The sequence below is a fragment of the Calothrix rhizosoleniae SC01 genome, assembly GCF_900185595.1.
GTDB classification, from domain to species: domain Bacteria; phylum Cyanobacteriota; class Cyanobacteriia; order Cyanobacteriales; family Nostocaceae; genus Calothrix_A; species Calothrix_A rhizosoleniae.
Window position 1 is genome coordinate 1 of record NZ_FYBH01000235.1, and the last position, 3,901, is coordinate 3,901.

5 protein-coding genes are annotated in these 3,901 nt (G+C 37.1%); 2 read left to right on the top strand and 3 right to left on the bottom strand.

Annotated features, from left to right (window positions below; genetic code table 11):
* Both CALSC_RS13975 and CALSC_RS13980 read left to right on the top strand, forming a co-directional pair.
* Window positions 1–1,543, top strand: a 1,543-nt coding sequence (locus CALSC_RS13975; protein ID WP_143288258.1) for a non-ribosomal peptide synthetase, incomplete at its 5' end; no start/stop codon positions are given.
* Window positions 1,516–2,259 carry a thioesterase domain-containing protein gene (locus CALSC_RS13980; RefSeq protein WP_088241937.1) on the top strand — a complete coding sequence of 248 codons (744 nt, stop codon included), beginning with the start codon at window positions 1,516–1,518 and terminating at the stop codon, window positions 2,257–2,259. The genes CALSC_RS13975 and CALSC_RS13980, both read left to right, overlap by 28 nt.
* 241 nt (window positions 2,260–2,500) lie before the next feature.
* Here CALSC_RS13980 and CALSC_RS13985 read toward each other — a convergent pair whose 3' ends face one another.
* From CALSC_RS13985 to CALSC_RS13995, 3 genes are all read right to left on the bottom strand, one after another.
* Window positions 2,501–2,944 carry a secondary thiamine-phosphate synthase enzyme YjbQ gene (locus tag CALSC_RS13985; RefSeq protein WP_088241938.1) on the bottom strand — a complete coding sequence of 148 codons (444 nt, stop codon included), beginning with the start codon at window positions 2,942–2,944 and terminating at the stop codon, window positions 2,501–2,503.
* A 121-nt stretch (window positions 2,945–3,065) separates the two neighbouring features.
* Window positions 3,066–3,449, bottom strand: a complete 384-nt coding sequence (locus CALSC_RS13990) for a DUF4346 domain-containing protein (protein WP_088241940.1) — start codon at window positions 3,447–3,449, stop codon at window positions 3,066–3,068.
* Between the two features lie 206 nt (window positions 3,450–3,655).
* Window positions 3,656–3,901: hypothetical protein (locus CALSC_RS13995; RefSeq protein WP_235006789.1), on the bottom strand; the 246-nt coding region annotated here is incomplete at its 5' end.

The window sequence follows — 3,901 nt, forward strand, 5'->3', positions numbered from 1 at the left end:
CAGTTATGTAATTTATACTTCTGGCTCTACGGGAAAACCGAAGGGAGTCGCCGTTCCTCATCGGGCTATCAACCGACTGGTATTCAACACCAACTATATAAACATAGAATCTCAGGATAGAATTGCTCAAGCCTCCAACGCTTCTTTTGATGCAGCTACCTTTGAAATCTGGGGCGCACTACTTCACGGAGCGATGCTGGTGGGTATTTCCAAGAATATACTTCTTTCCCCTCACGACTTTGCAGACTATATTTGTGACAGAAAAATCAGCGTATTATTTCTAACGACAGCTTTATTTAATCAGTTAGCAAGCCTGGTTCCACAAGCATTTAAAAATCTACGATACCTTCTGTTTGGTGGAGAAGCAGTTGATCCTAGATGGGTGAAAAAGGTACACCAAGAAGCACCTCCACAGCAATTAATTCATGTTTATGGACCGACAGAAAGTACTACCTTCTCTTCCTGGTACTTGGTGCAGGAAATAACAGAGGGTGCTACAACTATCCCCATTGGTTGTCCAATTACTAACACCCAGTTTTATATTTTGGACTCCCACCTACAGCCAGCACCAATAGGAGTTCCTGGAGAATTGTACATTGGTGGTGATGGTCTTGCACGAGGTTACCTGAATCGTCCAGAGTTGACGGAAGAGAAATTCATTCTCAACCCCTTTAGTAATAAACCTGAAGCTCGCCTTTATAAAACTGGGGATTTAGTTCGCTACTTATCTGACGGTAATATAGAATTTATTGGTCGCATTGACAACCAAGTCAAGATTCGTGGTTTCCGTATAGAACTTGGGGAAATTGAAGCACTGCTGGCAGAACATCCACAAGTAAGGGAGGTTGTAGTTATTGCCAGGGAAGATATTCCTGATTACAAACGCCTTGTTGCCTATGTGATTCCCGAACAAGACCAAACACCTATTCTTACTGACTTGTGTCACTTTCTCAAGCAGAAACTACCAGAATATATGGTACCCAGTGTTGTTGTCACTTTAGATACCCTACCCTTAACACCCAACGGTAAAGTAGACCGGTGTGCATTACCAGCACCTGAGGATACCAAGCAAGAACAACAAGAAACTTTTGTCAGTCCTCGTGATGAATTGGAAATGAAACTGACAAAAATTTGGGAAAAAGTTTTAGGTATTCACCCCATTGGTGTAAAGAGCAAATTCTTTAATCTTGGGGGACATTCACTATTAGCTGTACGTCTAGTTGCTGAAATAGAAACAGCCTTCCATAAAAAACTACCCTTGGTAGCTCTCTCTCAGTTAAACACAGTTGAGCAACTAGCTAACATTCTTCGCCAAGAAGAAACCTCAGAGTCAGTAAAAACATCCCAACCAGTACTCAATACCACTACTTCCCAGATAGTTCCTCAACTTTCAGATTATGAGTATCGTACACTTTTAGCTTTCACTGCCCATTTGAATCAGCCCAGGGTAGGATCTCGCTCATTGATTGTAGAAATTCAACCAGGTAGTTCCAACTCTAAGTTACCTTTTTCTATCTGGGTTGGGATCTTCATTATCATTTAGATCATCAGCAACCAGTCTATTTCCTTCCTTATGGTGAAAGTTATGGGGGGATAGAGAACCCCACTACATACATTAAACGCTTAGGGAGTCTTTACGTTGAGGAAATAATGAGTGTACAGCAAACAGGGCCTTACCTAATAGGGGGATATTGCTTTGGTGGTTTGCTGGCTTTGGAGATTGCTAAACAACTCAAAGCAAAAGGGGAAGAAGTGGCGATGTTAGCTCTGATAGAAACAGGTGGTTCAGTAGGTTTTTATCGCATTTATAGACGTATAGTTTCCTATATGGAGTTTCATAGTGGTAAATGTGAGCAAATGAAATTTCCTGAAAAATTAACCTATTTTTTTGAACTGGGAAAGCGAAATATTTACGAAATAATTTCTAAATTTCCTAGGAATAAAAACAATCAAAAACCTGTCCAATCACACATCAAAAGTTCCCATAATCAAGAAAATTGCAAAACAATACTTAGATCGACAGTTAAAAACTATATTCTCCCAACCTACTCTGGGAAAGTAGTTCTTTTTGCCTGTCAGAAAAGCAAATTTTATTCTTTCTTGTTTCCCAAGATGGGTTGGGGTAATTTATTGAATGGTGACATAGAAATTCAGTTTGTTCCTGGTAATCATCGTAGTTTACTAAAAGAACCCAATGTAAAAATGCTAGCTGAAAAACTTATAGCTGACATAGATCAAGTACAAGAAACTTATGAATGATTTTTGTTTGTGAATGTCAATTATGGTAAACTCACTAAATTAGAGGATAGGAAGTGTAGGATTAAAAACAATAGAGAAATATTTATTTAGACCTGCAGAATCTAGCTGTCTGTCCCATTAGTTATGATGGCTAATTTTATAGTCATATTTATATTACTTTTACTATTAGACGGGGACTTATAGTTCTTATCATATTTTATGGGACAGATCACTAGGGTAAAACAGAGCTTATCAAAGCAACTTACCCTTCCCCAGAAAATTGACAAAATACAGTCCTATTTCTTGGTCCATCTAATTCAAAAAACAACACCGACTGATAAGTTCCCAAGGCTAACTTACCATCCACAATGGGAATCACCTCACTACTACTCATAGTTATCGCCATCAGATGAGAGTGAGCATTCATAGGTTCATCTGGAGGAATATTTGGCCTTAAATGCAGGTCATTATGTAAATAGCGGTCTGATTCTGGTGCCAATTTACGTAAATATACTTGAATATCTTTTAATAATCTTTCCTCATATTCATTAATAGCTAATGCAGTGGTTGTGTGGCGAGAAAAAATTAAAGTTTGACCATTTTTGATTGGTGTTGATGTAATTAAATCTTGAATTTGTGGAGTAATATTGTGAATGTTAATACCTGTATTTGTTTTGATTTCAATAATTTTATTAAAAATAGCCATTATATTTTTGCTACTATGTAAATAGTCAAAATATGGTTAAGAGAAAATTAATTTTCTCTTAACTGTCAAGTTTTTGCATGGTATCAGGGTGATGAATAAACAAATCATCTCCCTTACTTTTTCAATCTTGTATATACTCCTCCCCCTTGACTAAAGCCATTTCCGCTTTGGTAAATTCTCTACCTAAATAAGCTGCATGATCTAACATTGTCAATGGACAAGGCTCAGTTTTTTCCAATATCTCTACGCATAATTCCTTAGCAGTTCTACCACTAAAAATTTTAGTGTGAGTTCGTTGTACTTTTCCTCGAGCAGGAATTACTTTTCCTGTGTCTGGATCAACAGATAAACCATTATCATTAATTACATTAGTAAAATGCTTGGCACAAATTAGACTAGCTTCTCGATCTAGGTAAATAATAAAATAGCCACTAGGATCGAGGTCTATGTGACGCTGAGATAAGCGATCATCTATAAGTGCTAAATTTTCAACTGTCAAATCCATAGTCATAATCAAAACGATTTTAGGTAAATTGCATGATTGGTAATTTTCTGTGAAAAGTTGCCAACTCAAGGCAATTTTTATGTGGGGTATACTACATGCCTAATTACAGTGAGTAATTACTATCGTTTCATGATACTACTTAATTTGACAATATAAATCTCAAAATGAATGGGATTACCTAAGTTGCAATAGTTAATTCAATAGTTTTAATTATTACCATTAGACTGTTCTTGAATCTGATTGTACTGCGATCGCGGAATCAACTGTTCCCATACTGTATTGTCATAATTATTCGGTCGAGGAATACGTTGATTTGTTGATGGTGATGTAACTTGAGGTAATGTCTGAGTAGGCATTTGCTGCTTTTGCTTCAACCCTGATTGAATATACCCCGTATTTGATTGTTGAGTTGGATTCAAATTAATCATGGGTTGGGGTTGACTGTAGCCTGT

Bases quoted from the DNA above. Each gene is read 5' to 3' on its own strand.
- CALSC_RS13990 (WP_088241940.1), bottom strand. From the start codon at position 3,449: ATGGATTTGACAGTTGAAAATTTAGCACTTATAGATGATCGCTTATCT.
- CALSC_RS13985 (WP_088241938.1), bottom strand. From the start codon at position 2,944: ATGGCTATTTTTAATAAAATTATTGAAATCAAAACAAATACAGGTATT.